This window comes from Marinovum sp. E3 (genome assembly GCF_055755275.1).
This window is the reverse complement of sequence record NZ_CM146908.1, coordinates 1,206,803-1,225,630: the sequence shown is the minus strand read 5'-3', so window position 1 is coordinate 1,225,630 and position 18,828 is coordinate 1,206,803. Positions and strand designations below refer to the sequence as shown.

General features: G+C 65.7%; 18 protein-coding genes. 8 read left to right on the top strand and 10 right to left on the bottom strand.

Features of this window, described 5'->3' with window-relative positions:
- Window positions 1-190: 190 nt before the first annotated feature.
- The gene (locus AC0J5K_RS06035; protein WP_074837274.1) at window positions 191-1,165 is read left to right on the top strand and encodes a type I glyceraldehyde-3-phosphate dehydrogenase; all 975 of its coding nucleotides are present in this window, start codon (window positions 191-193) and stop codon (window positions 1,163-1,165) included.
- A gap of 79 nt (window positions 1,166-1,244) precedes the next feature.
- Here AC0J5K_RS06035 and AC0J5K_RS06030 read toward each other — a convergent pair whose 3' ends face one another.
- A complete protein-coding gene (locus tag AC0J5K_RS06030) occupies window positions 1,245-1,799 on the bottom strand; it encodes a TetR/AcrR family transcriptional regulator (RefSeq protein WP_211568890.1) in 555 nt (184 codons plus the stop codon).
- Between the two features lie 64 nt (window positions 1,800-1,863).
- Between AC0J5K_RS06030 and AC0J5K_RS06025 the strand changes: the two genes are divergently transcribed.
- Together AC0J5K_RS06025 and AC0J5K_RS06020 are read left to right on the top strand one after the other, a co-directional pair.
- On the top strand, window positions 1,864-2,457 hold the full coding sequence (locus AC0J5K_RS06025; RefSeq protein ID WP_211568888.1) for a redoxin domain-containing protein: 594 nt from the start codon (window positions 1,864-1,866) through the stop codon (window positions 2,455-2,457).
- A 16-nt stretch (window positions 2,458-2,473) separates the two neighbouring features.
- The gene (locus tag AC0J5K_RS06020) at window positions 2,474-2,872 is read left to right on the top strand and encodes a nuclear transport factor 2 family protein (RefSeq protein ID WP_048532223.1); all 399 of its coding nucleotides are present in this window, start codon (window positions 2,474-2,476) and stop codon (window positions 2,870-2,872) included.
- A gap of 191 nt (window positions 2,873-3,063) precedes the next feature.
- Here the strand turns inward: AC0J5K_RS06020 and AC0J5K_RS06015 are convergent, their stop codons facing one another.
- The 4 genes from AC0J5K_RS06015 to AC0J5K_RS06000 all read right to left on the bottom strand — a co-directional run bounded on the left by AC0J5K_RS06015 (window position 3,064) and on the right by AC0J5K_RS06000 (window position 7,434).
- On the bottom strand, window positions 3,064-3,852 hold the full coding sequence (locus AC0J5K_RS06015; protein ID WP_274562377.1) for an FAD binding domain-containing protein: 789 nt from the start codon (window positions 3,850-3,852) through the stop codon (window positions 3,064-3,066).
- Between the two features lie 13 nt (window positions 3,853-3,865).
- The gene (locus AC0J5K_RS06010; protein WP_074837271.1) at window positions 3,866-6,244 is read right to left on the bottom strand and encodes a xanthine dehydrogenase family protein molybdopterin-binding subunit; all 2,379 of its coding nucleotides are present in this window, start codon (window positions 6,242-6,244) and stop codon (window positions 3,866-3,868) included.
- 120 nt (window positions 6,245-6,364) lie between these two features.
- Window positions 6,365-6,850, bottom strand: coding sequence for a (2Fe-2S)-binding protein (locus tag AC0J5K_RS06005; protein WP_274562380.1), 486 nt, complete (start codon window positions 6,848-6,850; stop codon window positions 6,365-6,367).
- Between the two features lie 47 nt (window positions 6,851-6,897).
- Window positions 6,898-7,434: a CoxG family protein gene (locus AC0J5K_RS06000; RefSeq protein WP_074837270.1), complete on the bottom strand. Its 537-nt coding sequence runs from the start codon at window positions 7,432-7,434 to the stop codon at window positions 6,898-6,900.
- 167 nt (window positions 7,435-7,601) lie between these two features.
- Here AC0J5K_RS06000 and AC0J5K_RS05995 point away from each other — a divergent pair, with 167 nt between their 5' ends.
- The 3 genes from AC0J5K_RS05995 to AC0J5K_RS05985 all read left to right on the top strand — a co-directional run bounded on the left by AC0J5K_RS05995 (window position 7,602) and on the right by AC0J5K_RS05985 (window position 11,708).
- Window positions 7,602-8,300 carry a response regulator transcription factor gene (locus tag AC0J5K_RS05995; RefSeq protein WP_048532228.1) on the top strand — a complete coding sequence of 233 codons (699 nt, stop codon included), beginning with the start codon at window positions 7,602-7,604 and terminating at the stop codon, window positions 8,298-8,300.
- Window positions 8,301-8,373: 73 nt separating this feature from the next.
- Window positions 8,374-9,516 carry an FIST N-terminal domain-containing protein gene (locus tag AC0J5K_RS05990; protein ID WP_274562388.1) on the top strand — a complete coding sequence of 381 codons (1,143 nt, stop codon included), beginning with the start codon at window positions 8,374-8,376 and terminating at the stop codon, window positions 9,514-9,516.
- Window positions 9,513-11,708, top strand: a complete 2,196-nt coding sequence (locus AC0J5K_RS05985; RefSeq protein ID WP_274562390.1) for a PAS-domain containing protein — start codon at window positions 9,513-9,515, stop codon at window positions 11,706-11,708. Before AC0J5K_RS05990 ends, AC0J5K_RS05985 begins: the two co-directional genes overlap by 4 nt.
- An 11-nt stretch (window positions 11,709-11,719) precedes the next feature.
- On the opposite strand, the gene pobA is transcribed toward AC0J5K_RS05985, so the two are convergent.
- Complete coding sequence (gene pobA, locus AC0J5K_RS05980) at window positions 11,720-12,889, bottom strand: 4-hydroxybenzoate 3-monooxygenase (RefSeq protein ID WP_274562392.1); 1,170 nt, start codon at window positions 12,887-12,889, stop codon at window positions 11,720-11,722.
- Between the two features lie 74 nt (window positions 12,890-12,963).
- On the opposite strand from pobA, the gene AC0J5K_RS05975 reads away from it, so the two are divergent.
- Entirely contained in the window at window positions 12,964-13,830 is an 867-nt protein-coding gene (locus tag AC0J5K_RS05975; protein WP_274562394.1) for a helix-turn-helix domain-containing protein, read from the top strand.
- Window positions 13,831-13,897: 67 nt separating this feature from the next.
- Here AC0J5K_RS05975 and AC0J5K_RS05970 read toward each other — a convergent pair whose 3' ends face one another.
- The 4 genes from AC0J5K_RS05970 to AC0J5K_RS05955 are packed head-to-tail and all read right to left on the bottom strand — an operon-like array spanning window position 13,898 to window position 17,315.
- Entirely contained in the window at window positions 13,898-14,788 is an 891-nt protein-coding gene (locus AC0J5K_RS05970) for an amidohydrolase family protein (RefSeq protein WP_274562396.1), read from the bottom strand.
- Window positions 14,785-15,828 carry a 4-oxalomesaconate tautomerase gene (locus AC0J5K_RS05965; protein ID WP_274562398.1) on the bottom strand — a complete coding sequence of 348 codons (1,044 nt, stop codon included), beginning with the start codon at window positions 15,826-15,828 and terminating at the stop codon, window positions 14,785-14,787. Before AC0J5K_RS05965 ends, AC0J5K_RS05970 begins: the two co-directional genes overlap by 4 nt.
- 60 nt (window positions 15,829-15,888) lie before the next feature.
- Window positions 15,889-16,581 (bottom strand): 4-carboxy-4-hydroxy-2-oxoadipate aldolase/oxaloacetate decarboxylase, encoded by a 693-nt coding sequence (locus AC0J5K_RS05960; protein ID WP_074837263.1) that lies wholly within the window; start codon window positions 16,579-16,581, stop codon window positions 15,889-15,891.
- Window positions 16,578-17,315, bottom strand: coding sequence for a PIG-L deacetylase family protein (locus tag AC0J5K_RS05955; protein ID WP_048532234.1), 738 nt, complete (start codon window positions 17,313-17,315; stop codon window positions 16,578-16,580). Before AC0J5K_RS05955 ends, AC0J5K_RS05960 begins: the two co-directional genes overlap by 4 nt.
- A gap of 110 nt (window positions 17,316-17,425) precedes the next feature.
- On the opposite strand from AC0J5K_RS05955, the gene AC0J5K_RS05950 reads away from it, so the two are divergent.
- Window positions 17,426-18,652 (top strand): LysR family transcriptional regulator, encoded by a 1,227-nt coding sequence (locus tag AC0J5K_RS05950; protein ID WP_274562402.1) that lies wholly within the window; start codon window positions 17,426-17,428, stop codon window positions 18,650-18,652.
- Window positions 18,653-18,828: the final 176 nt, after the last annotated feature.

Here is an 18,828-nt window from a genome sequence, read left to right as displayed (position 1 = left end):
CCATGGGCTGTCAGATCATTGCGACAGTCCTAGCCGCTGAGAGGTGAAAATTTAAGTCACCATTTCGTTGTTTTACGTATCATTTGGTCGCAGCCCGGGCGTCGCGGCCAAAAGTTTCCGCCGCGGGCCATTGCCTCTGGCGCCGCAATGAGGTCACTTCCGGTGACCTCCCAAAGCCGCAGGATCGCCCATGTCCCTTCGCATCTTCATCAACGGGTTCGGCCGCATCGGCCGCACCATCACCCGCATGATCCTGACCGATCACCCCGATATCGAGATCGTTGGAATCAACGACATCGCGCCGCTCGAGACCTGCGCCTATCTGTTCGGCTACGACAGCGTCTTCGGCCCCTTCCCCGGCGGTGCCGAGGGCCGCGACGGCACGCTGCATGCGGCCGGCCGCGCCCTGCCGATGACCCATGCGCCGGATATCTCGGCGCTGGACCTCACGGGCGTGGACATCGTGATGGAGTGCACCGGCAAGGCCCAGACCCGCGAGGTGGCGCTGCGTGGCCGCACCGCCGGGGCGCGCCGCATCCTGATCTCGGGGCCCTCACCGGCGACCGACGATACCATCGTGCTTGGCGCCAACACCGAGCTGTTGGGCGATCAGATTGTGATCTCCAACGCCTCCTGCACCACCAATGCGCTGGCACCGCTGCTGCGCCTGCTCGACGAGGCGGCGGGGGTGGAGAGCGGCCACATGACGACAGTGCATTGCTACACCGGTTCGCAGCCCACCGTCGATGCGCCGCGCGGCGATCTGGTGCGCTCGCGCGCGGCGGCGCTGTCGATGGTGCCCACCACCACCTCGGCCGGCCGGCTGATCGGCGTGGTGCTGCCGCATCTGGCCGGCCGGATCGAGGCCCGCGCCATCCGGGTGCCCACCGCCAGCGTCTCGGCCATCGACCTCACCGTGCAGACCCGCGCGGCGATCACGGCCGAGCGGCTGAACGGGCTGATCCGCGCCGCCGATCCCGCGCTCTTCGGCTATACCGACCTGCCGCTTGTCTCGACCGACCTGCGCGGCCGGCCGGAATCGCTGGTGGTGGCGGGCCGCGAAACCTCTGTTTCGCTAGGCGGCGTGCTGCGGATCTTCGGCTGGTATGACAACGAATGGGGCTTTTCGGCGCGGATGCTCGATATGGCACGCCGGATGGCCTGACGTGGCATGGGCCGGACGGCTGCGGGCGCCACGGGGTCGTTCGGCCGGATTGCGCTGCCCAGATCTGCCAGGGTGAAGATCAGTTCGAAAGCAGCATGGCAACCCGCTCGGGCACGTCCTTCAACATACACTCGCGCGACAACCCCGCGCGCCCGCGAAACATGTAGCCCTGCCTGATGTCAAAGAGCAGGGCCGCCCGTTCCCGGGCGGGAAAGGTTGCCGGCAAGGTGCCCTTGTCGATCTCTCGTTCAAAGCGGGCCGTCAATCTGCGTTCGGTGTCGGCAATGGCATCCTCGACACGTTCGGCCACCCCGTCCACCTGGCCGACAGAGGCCACGACGCTGGACGCGAGAAAACACCCCTTTGCCCCGCTTTCATGCTCGGTCGCCGACCGGATCACCTCGACCAGAAAGCCATGCAGCGCCGGCTCGATGTTCTCTTCGCCCTCCAGGACGACAAGCGGCGTGCAGGCATCGGCCGAGCAATAGTGATCGATCGTTTTCAGGTAGAGCCCACGTTTGTCGCCGAAGGCGGCATAGAGGCTCGGCCCCGTGATCCCCATCGCGCCGGTCAGGTCGCGCATCGACGCCCCATCGTAGCCCTTCTCCCAGAACACGGCCATCGCTTGCAGCAAGGCCGTGTCATAATCGAAGGTTCGCGGGCGCCCTAATTTTTTTGTAACGGACAATATATAATCCTTGACCCTCACGGGCTCTGCGATTTATGTGTTGATCGTTACATATAGAGGATCACCCAAATTGACCAGTGGAAAACTTGCCGCCGGATCGGTATTTCCGGCGATCGACCTTCCTGTGCTCGGCGGTCGCCGTCGCGAAATTGCCAAGCCCGCCGAGGGCTTTGAATGGATGCTTGTTGTCGTCTATCGCGGCAAGCACTGCCCGCTTTGCACGACCTATTTGCAAGAGCTCAACGCCGCCTTGCCCGAGCTGAACGCTCAGGGCGTCGACGTGATCGCGGTATCGGCCGACAGCGAAGCCCGGGCGACCGCGCAGATGGCGAAAGTCTCGCCCAGGTTCGACGTCGCCTATGGCCTGACGATCCCGCAGATGGCGAGGCTGGGGCTCTATATCTCGGATCCCCGCAACGGGATGGATGTCGAGGCCCCTTTCGCCGAGCCGGGACTGTTTGTCCTCGATGAGACCGGGGCTCTGCAAATCGTCGATATCTCGAACGTTCCGTTTTCCCGGCCCAACCTGGAGTGGATTGCCAAGGGCATCAGCTTCCGGCGCGGGCCCATGAAAGAGGCCCCCATCAACGGCACATATGCCTGAACCAGAAGGAAACATCATGACCGAAAAAACTGAAACCGCTCTGCGCGCAAGGATCGACGAGCTGATGAAAGCCGGGGTCAGCGCTGACATGGAGACGCTGGACAAGATTTACCATGACAACATCGTCGTCATGGATCTGAGCATCGACGGCCGCCTGATGACGCTGGAGAAAAACGACTTCATGGCGCTGCTGAAGGAGACCTTCCGGGACAAGACGCCGGAAGATCACATGTGGTCGAAAATCCACAGCCTCACGGTCACAGGGGACCGTGGCCATGTGCTTATCTCGCGCAGGATTCCGGTTGGTGGCCCGAACATGATGATCGATCTGAGCATCGATTTCGTCTTTGAAGACGGCCGCTGGCAGGTGGTCCGCGAGGTGAATTTCAGCCGTCCGGACCAGAAAGCGGCCTGATCCGAGCCATATACGCGCAGCGCGGACGGCAATGGCGCGCAGTCGGGCGATCGCCAATTGGCCTCTGATCATGGCGCATTGCGCCACCCCCGCAGCCTCGGCCATGTCAGAGGCGCCCGCCCGACACCTCCAACCAACGGCAAGGGGTGGCCCGTCAGGGCCGCCCCTCTCTCAATTCATGCCCCTGACGGTCACCGGGCCGCAGCCACCGCCCGCCGCGTCATCACGCCCACCAGATGCGCGCGATATGCGCCGGTGCCATGCAGATCTCCGATCATGCCGTCACCAGAGACCGACAGCCCTTCAAGTGCGTTTTCGGCGAAATTGCCGCCCAACGCCGCTTCTGCCTCGGTCCAGCGGAATACGCCCTCTTCCGAGGCGCCGGTGACGCCGACGCCGACCCGGTCGGCGTATTTGGCCACAAAGACCCCCACCAGCGGAAAGCGCGAGGCCGGCTGCTCGAACTTGATATAGGCCGAGCTCTCGGGCACCGGGAATTTCACCGCGGTGATAATCTCGCCTTCCTCCAGCGCAGTGGCGAACATGCCCTGAAAATAGTCGTCCGCCGCGATCTCGCGAGAGTTGGTCACGATGGTCGCGCCGCAGGCCATGGCCGCCGCCGGATAACAGGCCGACGGGTCGTTGTTGGCCAGCGAGCCGCCGATGGTGCCGCGATTGCGCACCGCCGGATCGCCGATCTTCGAAGCCAGCCCCGCAAGACCGGGAAAGCCCTCCGCCGTCTCGCGCGCGATGGTGCCATGCGTGGTGCCGCCGCCAATGGTCAGCGTGTCGCCGTCGCGGCTGATACCCTTGAGCTCTTCGATGCCCGACAGGCAGACCAGTTTCGACGGGCTTGCCAGACGCTGCTTGAGCGTCGGGATCAGGGTCTGCCCGCCGCCCAGCGCCTGCGCCTCGTCGTCGGCCAGCGCCGCCAGAGCATCGGCCAGGGTGGTTGGCCGTTCGATGTCAAAGCTGTACATATTCAGCCCTCCCTTAAGACGCGTTGTTGATCGCCGCCCAGACCCGCGAAGGCGAGGCCGGCATGTCGATGTGATCCACTTTATGCCCACCGGAATTCAGCGCGTCGAGGATCGCGTTGATCACCGTCGGCGGCGAGCCGATGGCCCCGGCCTCGCCACAGCCTTTGACCCCCAACGGATTGTGGGTGCAGGGCGTCTGGCAGGAATGATCGACCGTATAGGCCGCCATCTCGGGAAGGTCATCTGCCCGCGGCATGGCGTAATCCATGTAAGACGCCGAGAGCAGCTGGCCGTTCTCGTCATAGACGCAGTTCTCCAGCAGCGCCTGGCCGATGCCCTGGGCGATTCCGCCATGTACCTGGCCCTCGACGATCATCGGGTTGACCACATTGCCGAAGTCATCCGCCGAAACGAACTTTTCGATCGTGGTGACGCCGGTTTCGGGGTCGACCTCGACTTCGCAGGCATAGGCCCCCGCCGGATAGGTGAAGTTCGACGGATCGTAGAAGGCGGTTTCCTCCAGCCCCGGCTCGATATCCTCGAGCGGATAGTTGTGCGGCACGTAAGCCGCCAGGCAGACATCGCCCCAAGCCACCGATTTGTCGGTGCCCGCGACCGAGAACTGACCGTCCTTGAGCTCGATATCCGCCTCGGCGGCCTCGAGCAGGTGGGCGGCGATCTTCTTGGTCTTGGCGATGATCTTCTCGGCCGCCCGCACCATGGCCGAGCCGCCGACCGCGATCGAGCGCGAGCCGTAGGTGCCCATGCCCATCGGCGTATTGGCGGTGTCGCCATGCACGATCTCGACCTGGTCCTCGGGGATGCCGATCATCTCGGAGATCACCTGCGGAAAGGCGGTCTCATGCCCCTGCCCGTGGCTGTGCGAGCCGGTCATGACGACCAGGCCGCCGGTGGCATTGACCCGCACCGTGGCGGATTCGTAGAGCCCCGCACGCGCGCCCAGCTGCCCCACCAGGTTCGACGGCGCGATGCCGCAGGCCTCGATGAAGCAGTTGATGCCGAGGCCGCGCAGCTTGCCCTTCTTCTCGCTCTCGGCGCGGCGGGCGGCAAAGCCGTCGCGGTCGATCAGCTCGAGCATCTTGTCCATGGTGGCATGGTAATCGCCGGTGTCATATTCCACCGCCACCGGGGTGGCATAGGGGAATTCGGTGATGAAGTTCTGCCGCCGCAGCTCCACCGGGTCGACCCCCAGCTCGCGCGCCGCCTTGTCGATGACGCGTTCGAGCTGATAGGTCGCCTCGGGCCGGCCGGCGCCACGGTAGGCATCGACGGGCACGGTATTGGTGAAGACGGCCTTGACGTTCACGTAGATGTTCGGCGTCTTGTAGTTGCCCGCCATCAACGTGCCATGCAGCCAGGTCGGCACCGAGGGCGCGAAGGTCGACAGATACGCCCCCATGTTGGCATAGGTCTCGGTGCGCACGGCGGTAAAGTTGTTGTCGGCATCCAGCGCCAGTTCGATCTTGGTTACATGGTCGCGGCCATGGGCGTCGGACATGAAGGCCTCGGACCGGGTCGAGGTCCATTTCACCGCACGGTTGCAGGCCTTGGCGGCAAAGGTGCAGAAGGCTTCCTCGGCATAATGGAAGATCTTGGTGCCGAAGCCGCCGCCCACATCCGGCGCCACCACACGCAGCTTGTGCTCGGGGATGCCCAGCACGAAGGCGCCCATCAGCAACCGGATCACATGCGGGTTCTGGCTGGTGGTGTAGAGCGTCGAATCGCCGGTGGCGCGGTTGAAATCGCCCACTGCGACGCGCGGCTCCATCGGGTTGGCGACCAGCCGGTTGTTGACCAGCTCGAGCGTGGTGACATGGGCGGCATTGGCAATCGCCTCTTCCACCGCGCCCTTGTTCTCCTCGACGAAGCCCCAGTCGTAGCAGAGGTTGTCGGAAAGGTCGTCATGCACCTTGGTGGCGCCCTCCTCCAGCGCCGCCTTCATGTTGACGACGGCGGGCAGCTCCTCGATGTCGAGATCGATCGCATCGGCGGCGTCCCGCGCCTGTTGCAGCGTGTCGGCGACGACGGCGGCGATCGGCTCGCCCACATGGCGCACCTTGCCCTGGGCCAGCACCGGGTGCGGCGGCTCCTTCATCACCTCGCCGTGCTTGTCGGTGACCTGCCAGCCGCAGGGCAGCCCGCCGACGCCTTCGAAATCGGCCCCGGTGAAGATGCGCACCACGCCGGGCATGGCGGCAGCGGCGGCGGTATCGATATTGGTGATCCGGCCATGCGCCACGTCGGAGCGCAGGAAATGCACATAGGCCTGGCCATGGACGTTGATGTCATCGGTGTAATTTCCGGCGCCGGTCAGAAAGCGCACGTCCTCGCGGCGCTTGGTGCTGGCTCCTATGCCATGATCTTTCGGCATTTTCGTTCCTCCCATGGGATCGGTGGGCTGCAAGCCCACCCTACGGACGGTGCGCAGTGAATGCGCACCCTACGGGGTGTTGCTGTCGGGTGCGCCTTCTTTGCGCCCCGCGGCGTCACATCACTCGGCGGCGACCGCCGGGACCTCCTGACCCGATGCGGCCATGATCGCGCGAACGATGTTGTGATAGCCGGTGCAACGGCAGATATTGCCTTGGAGATAGGCCCTGACCTCCTGTTCGGACGGCTTGGGATTGTCCTTGAGCAGCGCCGCCGCCGACATCACCATGCCCGGCGTGCAAAAGCCGCATTGCAGCCCGTGATAATCCTGAAACGCCTGCTGGATGGTGTTGAGCGATCCATCGGCATTGGCCTGGCCCTCGATGGTGGCCACTTCGGCGCCCTCGGCCTCGGCGGCGAACATGGTGCAGCTCTTGACCGCCCCGCCGTTGACATGCACCACGCAGGCGCCGCATTGGCTGGTGTCGCAGCCGACATGGGTTCCCGTCAGATGCAGATCACTGCGCAGGAACTCGACAAGCAACGTGTTGCCCGCCACGTCGCCGCTCACGGACTTGCCGTTTACGGTCATCGTTACCTTGGTCATGAAGTCCTCCCTTGGTTATGTCTCAAATGAATGAATCGGACGGTATCTCAGGTCACCGCCCGCTTGAACCAGCCCTTTTTCGGTGCCGCTTCGTCCCCGTCGGAAGCCGCTGCCTCGGGGGCGTCGTCGGCCGCGTCTTCGCCCGGCCCTTCGACCGCGGCCTTGAAGTTGTCGAAGAACTGGTCGGCCATCTTCTTGGCAAAACCGTCGATGATCCGGCTGCCCAGCTGGGCCAGCTTGCCGCCGACCTTGGCCTCGACATCATAGCTCAGCAAGGTGCCCTCGCCCTTGGGCTCGAGCCGCACGTCGGCGCCGCCCTTGGCAAAGCCCGCCGCCCCGCCCTTGCCTTCGCCGGTCAGGGTCAGGCTCTCGGGCGGCTGCATGTCCGACAGGGTAACGGTGCCCTTGAAGGTGGCTTTCACCGGCCCGACCTTCTGGACGACCTTGGCCTCGAAGCCCTCTTCCGGGCTGCCGGTCATTTCTTGGCAACCGGGCACGCATTGCTTGAGCACTTCAGGGTCGAGGATGGCCGCCCAGACGATCTCGGGCGTCGCGGCAATCTCTCGGGAATCGGTTAGTTGCATGGTGTTGGTCTCCTCGGGTCCGAACCTAGGCGTGGATCGGCGTAACCGGCTATTATACAAAGGTGCCGGGTGGCCGCTGGCGCGGCCGCGCCCATGCGACTATTGGACAAAAGACCGGCCCCGCCATCGCCGCTAGGCTGAGCCTAACGCAGAACGGACAGTGCACAATGACCAATGCCCCCCAGACGCCGATAAATGGCATTTCCCGCGCCCTTGTGATCGACGATCATCCGCTGTTCTGCGACGCCTTGGTGCTTACCCTGCGCGCGCTCTGTGTCGGGGCCAGGGTGGAAACCGCCGCCAGTCTGGACGAGGGGCTGACCCGCGTGGCCGAGACCGGATCGCCCGACATCGTGCTGCTCGACCTCAACCTGCCGGATGTGAACGGGCTTGACGGGCTGTTGCGGTTGCGCGCGGCGCTGGGTCAGAACAGCCCGGTGATCGTGGTCTCTTCGATGGCCGACAACCGGACGATTTCCAAGGCGCTCGCGGCCGGTGCGGCGGCCTTCGTGCCGAAGCACAGCCAGAAGCCGGCCTTTCACAAGGCGCTGAGCGCGGTGCGCAAGGGCCAGGTCTATACGCCCGAGGATTACCTGCCCGACGCCGATGAACAGCCGCAGGAAAACGACGCGATGGAGCGGCTGTCCACGCTGACCAACCAGCAATCGCGCATCCTGCAACTGATCTGCGAGGGCAAGCTGAACAAGCAGATCGCCTATGACCTGTCGATCGCCGAAACCACCGTCAAGGCGCATGTCACCGCGATCATGCGCAAGCTCGGGGTGCAGAGCCGGACCCAGGCGGTGCTGGTGGCGCAGGACGCGCGGCTTGGTGGCGGCTTGCCAGACCATTCCCAACACGCATAAGATCCGGCGCGCAAGACAGGAACAATCCGGGACATCCGAAATTTTGGACGGCCAGACACCAGAACCGTCCGCCGTGGGAGGACAGGCAGCGGGGCTGCGCAATGCGCAGGTGTCGGTGCACGAAGCCGATCCGGTGGGGGCCATCGCGGCGGGGCTTGGCCCCGGCCCGTTCGAACTCGTGTTGTTGTTTGTCAGCAATCGCGGCGATTTCGCCGCGCTGTCCGTCGAGGCGCATGAACGGCTCGATGCGCGCCATGTCACCGCCTGTACCACCGCCGGAGAGATCGGCGCCGAGGGCTATGAGGAAGACCAGATCGTGGCGCTGGGCCTGCTGCCCTCGCATTTCCGCGCCGTCTGTTACCTGGTCGACGGGCTGGACCGGCTCGACCCGCAATCCGAGATCGACAAGCTGATCCGCCACCGGGTGGCGCTGGCCGATTGCGCGCCGGATTTCACCTCGGAATTCGCCTTTCTCGCCATCGACGGCCTGTCGCTGCGCGAAGACGAGCTGACCGCCGTCCTCTCGGCCGGGCTGGGCGGTGTGCCGCTGTTCGGCGGCTCGGCCGGCGATGGCGAAACCTTCCGCCGCACGCTGCTTGCGCTCGACGGCGAGACCCGGGGCAATGCCGCCGTGGTGTCGATGGTGCGCTCGATCTGCCCGATCCGGGTGTTCAGCCTCGATCACCTGACCCCGACCGATATCAAGATGGTGGTGACCGATGCCGACCCCGAACGCCGCATCGTCCGCCAGATCAATGCCGAACCGGCAGCGCGGGAATATGCCCGCATCGTCGGCAAGCTGCCCGATCAACTCGACCAGTTCACCTTTGCCGCCCATCCGGTTGTGGTCCAGCTCGGCCATCGCCATCACGTCCGCGCCATCCAGCGGGTCAATGCCGCAGGCGAGCTGGTGTTCTTTTCCGCCATCGACGAAGGCATGGTGCTGACGCTGGCCACAACCGAGGATATGGCGGGCCATCTCGAAACCGAGCTTTCCGGCCTGTCGCGCGACCGCGACCCGGCGATGATCCTTGGCTGCGACTGCATCCTGCGGCGGCTGGAAGCCGGCCAGAACCAACAGAGCCGGGCGGTCTCGGACGTGCTGCGCCGGCACAATGTGCGCGGCTTTTCGACCTATGGCGAACAGCTCGGCGCGCTGCATGTGAACCACACGATGACCGGCGTGGCCTTTTATCCGCCGGACGATGCCGAATGACGCTGATCAACCCCGCCGACAGTGTCGAGCGCCAGAACGAAAAGCTCCTGCGGATCACCCAGTCGCTGATGCGCCGGGTGGAGCAACAACAGGATCCCTCGGGGCTGGCCTATGCCCAGTTCGAGCGCGCCGCCCTGCTCGAGGATCAGGTGCGCTCGCGCACCCGCGATCTGGAGCGTGCGCTCGACCTCCTGCACGACAGCAACCTGCAACTGGAACAGGCCAGCGCCGAGACCGAGGCGGCCCGGGCCAACCTTGCCGACGCGATCGAGGCGGTGCACGAGGGCTTTGCGCTCTTCGACAGCCAGGACCGGCTGGTGCTGACTAACAGCCGGTTCTGCCAGGACATGCGCGACATCGCCGATCAACTCACCCCGGGGCTGCGGTTCGACGATTATGTCGATCTTGTCAGCCGGTCCGCCTATCTCGCCCTGCCGCCGGGCGAAACCGGGCTGGCCTGGGCGCTGAAACGCAAGGCGCGCCACCGCGAGAACGACGCCATGTTCAACGTGCGCCTGACCCAGGATCTCTGGCTTCAGGTTTCGGAACGGCGCACCGCCAGCAACGGCACCGTGGTGTTGCAAACCGACGTGACCGATCTGATCCGGCTCGAGCGCAAGGAACGCGCGCGATTGCAGAACAAGCAGGCAAGGCTGATCGCCGCGACGCTCGAACATCTCAACCAGGGGGTCTGCATCTTTGACGATGCCGCCCGGCTGATCGGCTGGAACGCGCGGGTGGCCGAGCTCTTGCGGCTGCCGCTGACCCGGGTCCAGCGTGGCGCGAGCTTTGGCGGCCTGATCGCCCAGTTGCCGGAGGATTTCGCCCTGTCGCACGGCATGTCACGCAAACGGTTGCTGGATTGGGCGGACCGTCCGGCGCGGCGCGGCGCGCTGCGGTTCGAGGCGACCCAAGGCGCGGCGCTGACCCTCGATGCCTTTGCCCAGGGGCTGCCGGACGGCGGCTTCGTGATCTCCTTTACCGATGTCACCGCCGAGCGCAACGCCGCCCGCGCCCTGCGCGAGATGAACGAACGGCTCGAGGCGCGGGTCGCCGAACGCACCACCGAGCTGGCGTCGGCGCTGGCCGAGGCCGAACGCGCCAATGCCTCCAAGAGCCGCTTTGTCGCCGCCGCCAGCCATGACCTGCTGCAACCGCTGTCGGCGGCAAAACTGTTTGTCGGCACCTTCTCGGGCGAAACCCTCTCGCCGACAGGCCGCGAGACGCTGGGCAAGATCTCTTCGGCGCTGGGCTCGCTCGAACATATCATCGAGGCGCTGCTCGACATGTCCAAGCTTGACAGCGGCCGTGCGGCCTTTGACATCCGGCCCATCGATCTCGGCCAGATCTTCACCGCGCTCGACACCCAGCTCGAACCGCTGGCGGCGCAGAAAGGCCTTGGCCTCCGGGTGCGCCCGACCTCGGCCAGAGTGGAAACCGATCCTTCCTATCTGCGCCGCATCCTGCAAAACCTGCTGGGAAACGCGGTGCGCTACACCCGCCACGGCCGGGTGCTGATGGGCGCGCGCCGCCAGGGCGACAGCGTCAGGATCGAGGTCTGGGACACCGGGCCCGGCATCGCCCATGAGCACCGCGACATGATCTTTCGCGAGTTCAGCCGGGTCGACGCCCCGGCTTCGGCCTCCGAAGGCCTCGGGCTGGGCCTGGCCATTGTCGACCGCGCCTGCGCCGGTCTCGGACTGCCGCTCGATCTTCGGTCGGAACCGGGGCGCGGCACTGTCTTTTCCGTCACCGTGCCACTGGCCGCGCAGGCGCCGCGCAACCCCGCATCGCACGGCAGTCGCCTTTCGCCGCCGGGCGCGCCAGTGCCGGGCCGCGTGGTCTTCCTGGTGGAAAACGACGCCGACCTGCGCCGCGCGCTGACCCTCTCGCTCGAAGGGCTGGGGGCGGATGTGATCGATGTGGCCAATGCCCGCGACGCGCTCGACCTGCTCGACGAGCTCGAGATCACCCCCGACGCGCTGATGTTCGACGAGGATCTCGGCCCCGGCATGACCGGCACCGAGCTGTTGCGCGAGATCACCGAACGCTATGGCCCGATCCCGGCCCGCATCATCTCGGCCCACCGTGCGGCGGGCCTGGGCAAACGCTGCAAGAGCCTCGGCGTGCCACTGCTGTCAAAGCCGCTCGACGGCCGCGACCTGGAGCATTTCCTGTCGGAACTGGCCTGAGGCTTGACGGCTCAATACGGCAGGCCGACGTAATTCTCGGCCAGCGAGACCTGCGCCGCTTCGGACGTGAACAGATAGGCCAGGTCGATCTGCTGCAACCGGCTGTCATAGCTGTCGCCGTCGTGGAACCGGTGCAGGAGCGAGGTCATCCACCAGCTGAACCTTTGCGCCTTCCAGGCCCGCGCCAACGCCTTTTCGGAATAGCTGTCGAGGCCGCTCTCGTCGCCTTCGGCGTAATGCGCCAGCAAGCCGTGATAGAGGTAATGCACGTCCGAGGCCGCGGTATTGAGCCCCTTGGCGCCGGTCGGCGGCACGATATGCGCCGCGTCACCGGCCAGGAACAGCGCGCCATAACGCATCGGCTCGGCCACATAGCCCCGCAGCGGCGCGATGGATTTCTCGATCGAGGGACCGGTCTCGAGCCGCGCCGCCACGTCCTCCGGCAACCGTGCCTTCAGCTCGGCCCAGAACGCCTCGTCCGACCAGCTCTCGGCGCTGTCGGACAGCGGCACCTGGATGTAAAAGCGGCTCAGCACCTGGCTGCGCATCGAGCAGAGCGCGAAGCCACGATCATGGCGCGCATAGATCAGCTCGTCGCAGACCGGCGCGGTCTCGGACAGCACGCCCAGCCAGCCGAAGGGATAGACCTTTTCATATTCCTTCAGCACATCCGCCGGGATCGATTTGCGGCTGACGCCGTGATAGCCGTCGGCGCCGACGATGAAATCGCAGTCGATCCTCCTGGCCTCTCCGTCCTGGACAAAGGTGACATGCGGCGTCGCGGCTTTCAGGTCGTGCAGCACGACCTCGTTCACCTCATGCAGGATCTGGCCATTCAAGGCATCGCGCGCCTGATAGAGATCGCGGGTCACCTCGGTCTGGCCATAGACCAGCACGCTCTGGCCGGAAAAGCGGTGCAGGTCCACCCGGTCCATCCGCCCGTCATGCGCAATGTAGAAGCCGTCATGCACCGCGCCCTCGGCATCCATTCGCTGGCCGCAGCCGGCCTCGCGCATCAGATCGGCAAAGCCATGCTCCAGCACGCCGGCGCGGATCCGGCCGAGCACATGCGCCCGGGTCTGACGTTCCAGAACGATGGTCTCGATCCCCTTGCGATGCAGCAACTGGCTGAGCAACAGCCCGGACGGCCCGCCGCCGATGATACAAACCTGAGTTTTCATGCCATCCCTCCTCTTGATCTCTCGCATCATGCCGAAAAACCCGGCGCGCGCGAATGGACCGGAACGGCAGAAACATGTACAAATCGCACATGCCGCACCCCGAGATCCTCAATTACAACCTGTTCGGTGAATCCCGCGACCTGCCCGATGTGGTGCATTGTGAAACCATCGAGGCCCGGTCGCGGCTGCACAATTGGGAATTCGCACCGCACCGCCACGCGCGACTGCATCAGGTGCTGCTGCTCGAACAGGGCAGCGGCCGCGTCACGCTCGACGGCGGCGAGTTGACGCTGGGCGATGGCACATTGGTCAACGTACCGCCGGGTCTGGTGCATGGATATCGGTTTGCGCCGGGATCCTCGGGGCTGGTGGTCACCCTGGCGGCGGAAATCCTCGACGAGACGCTGCGCCCCGGCGAAGGGCTGGCGGCGCAATTGTCGCGCCCGGCGGTGCTGCCGGCACCTGCCGAAGTCGCCGCCACATTATCCGAGATCGCCGCCGCCTTTTCCGACCGCGGCTTTGCCAGGGCGCAGATCCTGCGGGGGCTTTGCGCCCTGCTGCTTGGACAGATCGCACGCGCCTTGGCACAGCGCAACACGGCGCGGCCCGCGGCGGGCAAGACCGATCTTCTGCATCGTTTCGACGCTCTGGTCGAGGCGCGGTTCCGCCAGCATTGGCCGGTGGCGCGTTATGCGGCGGCACTGGCGATCACCCCGGCGCATCTCAGCCGGCTCTGCCGCGCCGCCACCGGCCGCCCGGCCAGCGCGGTGATCGAAGACCGTATCATCCGCGAGGCCCGCCGCCATCTGGTCTATACCAACCTGCCGGTGCAGAGCATCGCCTATGACCTGGGCTATGACGACCCGGCCTATTTCTCGCGCGTCTTCACCCGCGCGACCGGCCTGTCGCCCCGCAGCTTCCGGCAGCAGAGCCAGGGCTGAACCGCCCAAGCGGACCCGCCACAGATCGCCCGGGCCTTGCAAACACGCCCCCGGGGCCGCTGCTGCCTCAGCGCGCCCAGTACAGCCGCATGGGATTGTCGACCAGAAGCTTGCGCTGCTGCGCTTCGGTCACCGCGATACGGGGGATGTAATCAACCAGCGCGCCATCGTCGGGCATATGCGATTTCATGTTCGGATGCGGCCAGTCGGTGCCCCAGAGCACCCGGTCGGGAAAGCGCTCGACGATCGCCCGGTAGAACGGCACCACGTCGTCATAGGGCGGCCCGGCCGCAGTCAGTCGCTCCGGGCAGGTCACCTTGGACCAGATCGTCGGCACCTCGTCCATCAGCCGGATAAAGCGCTGAAAATCGGGATGATCCACGCCCTTGGACACATCGGGCCGCCCCATGTGATCGACCACGATGGTGGTCGGCAGCTGCTTCAGGAAGGGCTCCAGCTCTTCCAGATCGGCAGCCTCGAAATAGACCACGATGTGCCAGCCAAGCTGCGCTACCTTCTCGGCAATCCCGAGAAAGACCTCTCTGGGGGTCGCATCCACCAGCCGCTTGACGAAGTTGAACCGCACCCCGCGCACCCCGGCGGCGTCCATCTCTTGCAGCTCGTCCAGGGTGATGTCGGGCCCGACGCTGGCAATCCCGCGCGCCAGGTCGCCGGCGCTGCGGCAGGCATCGACCATGGCGCGGTTGTCCTTGCCGTGACAGGTCGCCTGGACGATCACATTGCGCGAAAACCCGAGGAAATCCCGCAGCTTGTAAAGCTCTTCCTTGCCGGCGTTGCAGGGCGTGTACTTGCGCTCCGGCGCAAAGGGAAACTCCGGCGACGGCCCGAAGACATGGCAATGCGCATCCACCGCCCCCTCGGGCAGCCGAAAGTCGGGCCGCTTCGGATTGGGGTGAAAGACCAGCCAATCGGCATCCATGATCTGTTGTTCGCTCATCCGAAAATCTCTCCGTCCATCAGTTTGCGCGCCGTGCGCAGGATTGCCGCCTCGGCCACCATGCCTTCGTCACCGAGGGTCGCCACCACCGTCATCTCGCCGGTGGGATGTTCGACCGAAAGCACCCGCTCGCGCCCCGCGCCACGCGACGCCAGTTCGTAGGCCGGCGATCCTTCGAGCAGACAGGCGGTGGCAACAGAGACCGCGCCCAGCACGCCGATGGTCTTGTGGCAGCGGTGCGGAATGAAGGTGCGCGTGGATATCGCCCCACCCGCCCGCGGCGCCGAGACCATGGTCATCTTGGGCACCGATTTCTTGCGCACATCGCCAAGGCTCATCACCGGCCCGCAGGCCAGCCGGATCGCCTCGAGCTTGTCGCGCAGCGCCGTGTTGGCCTCGAGCTCTTCCGGTGGCTCATCGCCGGTGATCCCCATGTCCGCGGCCCGCATCACCACGCAGGGCATGCCGTTGTCGATCATCGTCACCGCGACGCCCTCAACCTCGTCCACCACCGCGCCGCTGGGCAGAAGCGCACCGCAGGACGAGCCGGCGGTATCGCGAAAGGCAATCGGCACCGGCGCAGAACCGCCGGGCGCGCCATCGATCCGCGCCTCTCCGGCATACGACACCCTGCCGCCCGGCGTCGCCACCCGCGCCACCGCCACCTGGCCGGTGTTTTCCATGAAGATCGTCACCGGCGTCTCGCCGTCCTGTGCCGCGACCAGCCCGCGCTCGATGGCGAAAGGGCCGACACCGGCCAGGATATTGCCGCAGTTCTGCGCATCGGTAACGATCGGCTGATCCACGAACACCTGGAGAAACAGGTAATCCACATCGACGCCCGCGCGCTCGGACGGCCGCACAACGGCCACCTTGGAAGTCAGCGGATCCGCCCCGCCCATGCCGTCGATCTGGCGCGGATCGGGCGAGCCCATGGCCCGCAGCAGAAACCCGTCCCGGTCCTGCGGCAGATCGTCGGCCAGGAAATACCCGCCTTTCGAGGTGCCGCCCCGCATCCACATACAGCGCACAGCGTCCATGTCAGCTCCGTTCCTGCGTTCTCTTGCCGGCACCGCATCCGGGCGCCGCCGGCGCGGATTTCAGATATATTTCAGGCCCTTCTCGGCCAGCCGCCCGCGCATGTCATAGATGTCGAGCCCCAGTTCGCCGGCCGCCAGACGTCGGCGCTTGTCCTGTTCCGCCGCCTCGCGCTTCTGCGCCTTGACGAGCACGTCCTCGGCCTCTTCGCGGCGCACCACACAGACGCCGTCGTCATCGGCCACGATCACATCGCCGGCGTTCGCCAGCTGGCCGGCACAGAGCAGCGGCACATTGACCGAGCCCACCGTTTCTTTCACCGTGCCCTGAGCGTAGATCGCCTTGGACCAGACCGGAAAGCCCATCTGTTCAAGATCCATGACGTCGCGCACACCGGCATCGATCACCAGCCCGCGCACCCCGCGCGCCTGCGCCGAAGTCGCCAGAAGATCGCCGAAATAGCCGTCTTCGCAAGGGCTTGTCGGCGCCAGAACCATGATGTCGCCGGCACGGCACTGTTCGATGCAGACATGCACCATCCAGTTGTCGCCCGGTGCGGCACTGATCGTCACCGCCGAGGCGGCAAGCCGGGTGCCGCGATAGATCGGCCGCATGTAGCTGGCCAGCAGGCCCTTGCGGCCCTGCGCCTCGTGCACCGTGGCGACGCCACAGGCGCCCAGGGCATCGACCACCTTCGGATCGGCGCGGTCGATCTCTTGCACGACCACGCCCCTTTGTCCCACTGCACCGGTCATTCCAGTTCATCCACAGTGCGGGGAAAGATCGTCTGGAACCCTTCGGCGTATTTCGCCGCCCGGCCCCCGGCCATGCCGCCGGAGTTGCGGCGGAAGTGGTTGGCGCGGTTTTCGGCGACGTTCTTGTAGAAATTCCACAGGTGCTCCTGGCCCTGCATGCACTGGATGGCAGCCCATTTCTTGTCCCAGACATCGGTGATGTCGAGAAAGACCGAAGGTTTCCATTCCATCTGCTCGGTCTGGTGCGGCTCGAAGAGATAGAGCTGCGGCGCGCCCAGCACCTTTTGCCCCGGGTTATGGCCCCAGGCCTGCGCCACCATCCGGCATTCCAGCGCGAATTGCGTCGTGTTCATGTGGTCGGTGTTGTAGGGATCCCACTTGGAATGCGACATCATCCAATTTGGCTGCACCTGGCGGATCACGTCGACCATGCGATCGCGGGTCTCGCGGCCAAGGTCGAGCGGATAGTCGCCCACGTCGAAAAAGCGGATGTCGGTCACGCCAAGCGCGGCGGCGGCGCTCTCGGCCTCCTTGCGGCGTTCGGTCTTGACCTTGTCGAGGGTCATGCCCTCCTGTTTCCAGAGCTTGGCGCTTTCGCCGCGTTCGCCGTAGGACAGGCAGACCACGGTCACTTCGTAGCCCTTTGCCTGATGCAACGCGATGGCCCCGCCCCCGCGCCAGACGAAATCGGCGGAATGCGCGCTGATCACCAGTGCCGTTTTCTTGTCGGACATCATAAATCCCTCCCTCGTTTCACCTTGGCCGCATCATGGCGCAGGTCGCGGGATTTGCCTATTTCGAATAATATTCCTAATATAAGTTTTTGCTATGAGGCACGCCGAAAATGGAATTCACCCTGCCCAACCTGCGACACATGCGGGTGTTTCTGGAATGCCTGCGCAGCGGCTCGGTTTCGGTTGCCGCGCAGCGCTGTCACATGTCGCAACCGGCCGCCACCCAGGCGATTGCCAAGCTCGAGGCCAGCATGGGCGCGCCGCTGGTGCTCCGCCAGCCGCAGGCCTTCGGCGCCACCCCCTGCGGTGCGCTCTTCGTGCGCCGGGCCGAGGCGGCGCTCGATCACCTGCAACGCGGGGCGCGCGAGGCGCGGCGCGGCACCGCCTCGCGGGCGCGCGATACCGCCGGCTTTGAACGCAATGTCACCCCGGCGCAGATCCGCGCCCTGATTGCCATCGCCGGCAGCGGCAGCTTTACCGTGGCCGCCCGGCGGCTGGGCCTGTCGCAGCCCACCGTCCACCGCGCCGCGCGGGCGTTGGAACAGGTGGCGGGGGTGCCGTTTTTCAAATCCACCGTGGCCGGGGTCGAGCTGACCGCCGCCGCCCAGGCCTTTACCCTGGGGGCCAAGCTGGCGCAGGCGGAAATCCGGCAGGGCATGGAGGAAATCGGCCGCGAGCTGGGGGAAGACCGGGGCATCTTTCTGCTGGGTAGCCTGCCGCTTGCGCGCACCGCCATCGTACCAAGGGCCACCCATGCGATGGTGTCGCGCTTTGCCGGGGTGCAGGTGCGGGTGATCGACGGTCGCTATCACGAGCTGCTGCGCTCGCTGCGCGAAGGCGATCTCGATTGCCTGATCGGCGCCCTGCGCCATCCGTTGCCGGCCGATGACGTGGTGCAGGAAGAGCTGTTCCAGGACCGGCTTGCCGTGGTGGCGCGGCCCGGCCATCCGCTGGCCGGACGGACGCGCGTGACACTGGATGAGGCGCTGGCCTACCCCTGGGTCGCCTCGCCCAAGGATACCCCTGCGGGGCAATATGTCTTTGAAACCCTGCGCATCCACGAACGCGACCGAACGCCGGTGCGGGTGGTCTCATCCTCGCTGGTCATGCTGCGCGGCATCCTGGCCCAGGGCGATTATGTCTCGATCGTCTCGCGCCACCAGGTCTCGGTCGAGATCGGCGCCGGCCTGCTGACTGCGCTGGACATCCCGCTTGCCGGCAGCGGCCGCGCCATCGGCCTGACCCATCGCCGCGACTGGCGGCCGACCCGGACGCAGGAGAGCTTCATCGGTTTCCTGCGCCAACACAGCCGCCCGGAGCCGGAGAACACCCCCTGATATTTCGGGCTCTATAGCTTTTTCCAATGCTACGCCTCGCATTCCAATTGGCCGCTGCCGGGCCCGGATGCTAGGCTCTTGCGCAACCGGTCGCCTTTGCCGCCTGCCCTGGCGGGCCCGGGATGAGGGCGGCCGGGGCACCGGGCGGACCGGTGCGGAGGAAGAGGAGGACACGC

What these genes read in the sequence shown, in the direction of transcription:
- AC0J5K_RS06000 (WP_074837270.1), bottom strand. Translation starts at nt 7,434, where the DNA reads ATGCAACTAACCGATTCCCGAGAGATTGCCGCGACGCCCGAGATCGTC.
- AC0J5K_RS05995 (WP_048532228.1), top strand. Translation starts at nt 7,602, where the DNA reads ATGACCAATGCCCCCCAGACGCCGATAAATGGCATTTCCCGCGCCCTT.
- AC0J5K_RS06020 (WP_048532223.1), top strand. Translation starts at nt 2,474, where the DNA reads ATGACCGAAAAAACTGAAACCGCTCTGCGCGCAAGGATCGACGAGCTG.
- AC0J5K_RS05955 (WP_048532234.1), bottom strand. Translation starts at nt 17,315, where the DNA reads ATGTCCGACAAGAAAACGGCACTGGTGATCAGCGCGCATTCCGCCGAT.
- AC0J5K_RS05960 (WP_074837263.1), bottom strand. Translation starts at nt 16,581, where the DNA reads ATGACCGGTGCAGTGGGACAAAGGGGCGTGGTCGTGCAAGAGATCGAC.
- pobA (WP_274562392.1), bottom strand. Translation starts at nt 12,889, where the DNA reads ATGAAAACTCAGGTTTGTATCATCGGCGGCGGGCCGTCCGGGCTGTTG.
- AC0J5K_RS05970 (WP_274562396.1), bottom strand. Translation starts at nt 14,788, where the DNA reads ATGAGCGAACAACAGATCATGGATGCCGATTGGCTGGTCTTTCACCCC.
- AC0J5K_RS06015 (WP_274562377.1), bottom strand. Translation starts at nt 3,852, where the DNA reads ATGTACAGCTTTGACATCGAACGGCCAACCACCCTGGCCGATGCTCTG.
- AC0J5K_RS05985 (WP_274562390.1), top strand. Translation starts at nt 9,513, where the DNA reads ATGACGCTGATCAACCCCGCCGACAGTGTCGAGCGCCAGAACGAAAAG.
- AC0J5K_RS06005 (WP_274562380.1), bottom strand. Translation starts at nt 6,850, where the DNA reads ATGACCAAGGTAACGATGACCGTAAACGGCAAGTCCGTGAGCGGCGAC.
- AC0J5K_RS06035 (WP_074837274.1), top strand. Translation starts at nt 191, where the DNA reads ATGTCCCTTCGCATCTTCATCAACGGGTTCGGCCGCATCGGCCGCACC.
- AC0J5K_RS05975 (WP_274562394.1), top strand. Translation starts at nt 12,964, where the DNA reads ATGTACAAATCGCACATGCCGCACCCCGAGATCCTCAATTACAACCTG.
- AC0J5K_RS06010 (WP_074837271.1), bottom strand. Translation starts at nt 6,244, where the DNA reads ATGCCGAAAGATCATGGCATAGGAGCCAGCACCAAGCGCCGCGAGGAC.
- AC0J5K_RS05950 (WP_274562402.1), top strand. Translation starts at nt 17,426, where the DNA reads ATGGAATTCACCCTGCCCAACCTGCGACACATGCGGGTGTTTCTGGAA.
- AC0J5K_RS05965 (WP_274562398.1), bottom strand. Translation starts at nt 15,828, where the DNA reads ATGGACGCTGTGCGCTGTATGTGGATGCGGGGCGGCACCTCGAAAGGC.